Source organism: Pseudomonas koreensis (assembly GCF_025447595.1).
Taxonomy (GTDB): Bacteria; Pseudomonadota; Gammaproteobacteria; order Pseudomonadales; family Pseudomonadaceae; genus Aquipseudomonas; species Aquipseudomonas koreensis_H.
The window spans coordinates 1-2964 of the sequence record NZ_JAOEJU010000047.1 but is presented as its reverse complement, the minus strand read 5'-3'; the positions used below and the strand labels follow the sequence as shown (position 1 = coordinate 2964).

The following is a 2964-nucleotide window of genomic DNA, read 5'->3' as shown; positions in this document are numbered from 1 at the left end:
GCGCTGTCGATCTTGTCGAATTCAACTACGGCCGAACCGAAAACTTCGGAGCAGACGCGAGTCAGAGCAGCGGTCAGCGTGGTTTTACCGTGGTCTACGTGACCGATGGTGCCAACGTTGACGTGCGGCAGGGAACGATCAAATTTTTCCTTAGCCATCGATATCACCCCTAACAGAAGAAATTGAGCAAACAACACAAGCCATTAAAACAAAGGCAGATATTTTCATATCTGCCTTGTCATATGGAGCTCTTGAGCGGATTTGAACCGCTGACCTCACCCTTACCAAGGGTGTGCTCTACCAACTGAGCTACAAGAGCGTAACACTTTGCACAACCTGCAAACTTGGAGCGGGTAGCGGGAATCGAACCCGCATCATCAGCTTGGAAGGCTGAGGTTCTACCACTAAACTATACCCGCGGAGCCTGCAGCTCACGCTAAAATCTGGTGGAGGGAGAAGGATTCGAACCTTCGAAGTCGTAGACGTCAGATTTACAGTCTGATCCCTTTGGCCGCTCGGGAACCCCTCCTAATCAGGCCGGCATTCTATACTATGCCAAACCCCTGTCAAGCATTTTCTCATTTAAAAACCTGAGGTTAGCTGCATTGACATCACTCCACCGCTACTACCTTTTCAGGTCTTCGCTGTGGAGCGGGCGCCATTCTATGCAAACTATTCAGCAGGTGCAACCCCCTCGCACAGCATTATTTTATGTTTTAACTCATTGAATTCCTTGGAAAGGTTTTGTAGCTGAGCATCACCCAACAAACGCTGGGTTTCGGGCGTAATCTGGAACCAATATGAGCCGCCGGAAGACTCTTTTGACGAGGGAAGAGCTTTTGCTCCAAGCTCCGTCAAGCGCTGCTCCAACGCCTGAGCGGACTCAGGGCGCGCCAAACCACCCACATAAAGGCACTGCCCATCAGGCTTTCCCCCAGCCCTTTTTTCACGGGAAGCATCACCACCAGCCTCACTCAGCAAGCGAATATCCTGTTGCGACCCACGATAAAGACTGAGAGGCGTGACATCCTTTGCGCGTAGCGGGGCCTCCTGCTGATGCCAGACGTAATAAAACACATTGAGTACCAGAAGCAGAAGGAACAACCAACGCATACAAACCTCAGGACAAAGGACACGCCATAGCCAAACCCACGAACACCAAATCGGCAACAACCCGAGCCTCAGGCGCGACATCCGAGACCAACTCGGCATCACCACCCGTAATGAAGACACTGTAGTCATCACCCCAGTAGGAACGCGCCATCTCCAGCTGCGTCAATACGAACCCTCTTAGCATCAACGAACAGCCACGCTCGACAGCCTCAGCCGTGTTGCGCCCTGGAGCCTGACTCGTCAATGCCCGCTCCGCCGCCAGGTCCCCATAGCGAATTTTTCGAGTATGCGTACGCAACTGATTACGCATCAGTGGCATCCCAGGACAAATGAAGCCCCCCAGATGCTCACCGTCCGCCGAGATGAAATCAGCAGTCACCGCCGTCCCGAAATCAAGGACCAAACAAGCCCCTTTAGCCAAGTGAAAACCACCAAGCATCGCCAGCCATCGATCGAGCCCAAGACGCTCATAATCGTCGTAACCATTCTTTACGCCGGACATCTCGCGAGCGGGCGCCGCACAGACAACGGAAATGCCGAACTCATGCTTGAGCAAGCCAATCAGCAAATTGGTCTCATCTTCAGTTCTTACGCTGACAAGGCGGCATTTATCGAGAGACACTTTCTCGAGCGCTCGAAGACTGTCAACCAATGCCCCATCAGAGTCGACCACACCTTCCGCGATCAAGGCGCCCGCCTCAGCGCGCAATACACGCCACTTGATAAAGCTGTTTCCACAATCGAGCTCAAGAATCATCACGCAACCTCAAGCTGAGCTCACCACCACTAAAGACTTTTTCCACACCATCTACCTTCAGCCGAAGCGCGCCTCGAATATCGATTCCCAGCACCACACCCTCTACCTGATTGACACCGGCAGTAAGAGAAACCGGCTGCCCTTGCCACAAATGACTCGCCTCCCACTCCGCCTGAAGCGCAGAGAAACCGCCTGATTGGTGACGCTGCAGATAGAGTTGAAGTTGTTTGCTCAGCTCAACCGCCAGAATATTGCGATCACAAATTTTTCCCGACTCTAAACGCATTGAAGTCCATTGCTGATCGACTTCGTCTGTAGCCTGCATGTTCACATTGATGCCTATGCCCAACACCACATGACACACGTCTGCAGGATCACCAACCAGCTCCAACAGGATCCCGGCGATTTTTTTTCGCCCGACCAATACATCATTGGGCCATTTCAACCCTGCACCCGGCACCCCAAGCGCATGCAGGGCCTGCATGACCGCGAGCCCGACAACAAGACTTAACCCCTCAAGCTGACGCATCCCACCATCGATGCGCAACACGAGGCTGTAATAGAGGTTTTCAGCAAACGGGCTCACCCATTTACGTCCTCTACGCCCACGCCCTGAGCTTTGGCGCTCAGCCAGTACAAGAAAGGGAGCCGCCCGCCCTCGATCTACCTCGCGCAACGATTCAGCATTAGTAGAGTCTACGGAATCAAAGATACTGACAGGCCAGCCGGAAAGACCTTCCTCTATCTTGAGCGAGTCAAGCAACGCCAATGGCGAGGCTAATTGATAGCCTCGCCCTCGAACTTTATGTATGGACAACCCAAGCTCAGCCTCCAGGTGCTGGAGCTGCTTCCACACTGCACTTCGACTAATTCCCAGGGCAACACCCAGGGCCTGACCGGAATGGAATCGACCATCCTTCAGAAGGTTCAACAACGTCAGCATGCAGGTCTCGCCTCAGAATGAGGCCCGAATAATAGCCATGCACCGGGCCGCTGCATAGAATTCAAACAATCCATTTTCCTGCGGACAAAACAAAACCCCAACTGCTTTCGCAATTGGGGTTTCGGAATTTAATCTTGACGATGACCTACTC

The 2964-nt window shown here is 52.9% G+C and carries 4 protein-coding genes and 3 tRNA genes; all 7 read right to left on the bottom strand.

Annotated elements, in window-relative coordinates; all coding sequences use genetic code 11:
- A partial coding sequence (locus N8H71_RS28655) for a GTP-binding protein (protein WP_238556644.1) occupies nt 1-158 on the bottom strand: 158 nt, incomplete at its 3' end.
- A gap of 85 nt (nt 159-243) precedes the next feature.
- Nucleotides 244-319 (bottom strand) — tRNA-Thr (locus N8H71_RS28650).
- Nucleotides 320-345: 26 nt separating this feature from the next.
- Nucleotides 346-419 (bottom strand) — tRNA-Gly (locus N8H71_RS28645).
- A gap of 25 nt (nt 420-444) precedes the next feature.
- A tRNA-Tyr gene (locus N8H71_RS28640) sits at nt 445-529 on the bottom strand.
- A 143-nt stretch (nt 530-672) separates the two neighbouring features.
- Entirely contained in the window at nt 673-1113 is a 441-nt protein-coding gene (locus N8H71_RS28635) for a hypothetical protein (protein ID WP_262196512.1), read from the bottom strand.
- 7 nt (nt 1114-1120) lie between these two features.
- Nucleotides 1121-1870 carry a pantothenate kinase gene (locus N8H71_RS28630; RefSeq protein ID WP_262196511.1) on the bottom strand — a complete coding sequence of 250 codons (750 nt, stop codon included), beginning with the start codon at nt 1868-1870 and terminating at the stop codon, nt 1121-1123.
- Nucleotides 1860-2813: a bifunctional biotin--[acetyl-CoA-carboxylase] ligase/biotin operon repressor BirA gene (gene birA, locus N8H71_RS28625; protein ID WP_262196510.1), complete on the bottom strand. Its 954-nt coding sequence runs from the start codon at nt 2811-2813 to the stop codon at nt 1860-1862. The genes N8H71_RS28630 and birA overlap by 11 nt, the downstream gene beginning before the upstream one ends.
- Nucleotides 2814-2964: the final 151 nt, after the last annotated feature.

Coding starts and splice junctions, on each gene's coding strand:
- birA (WP_262196510.1), bottom strand. CDS start 2,813: ATGCTGACGTTGTTGAACCTTCTGAAGGATGGTCGATTCCATTCCGGT.
- N8H71_RS28630 (WP_262196511.1), bottom strand. CDS start 1,870: ATGATTCTTGAGCTCGATTGTGGAAACAGCTTTATCAAGTGGCGTGTA.
- N8H71_RS28635 (WP_262196512.1), bottom strand. CDS start 1,113: ATGCGTTGGTTGTTCCTTCTGCTTCTGGTACTCAATGTGTTTTATTAC.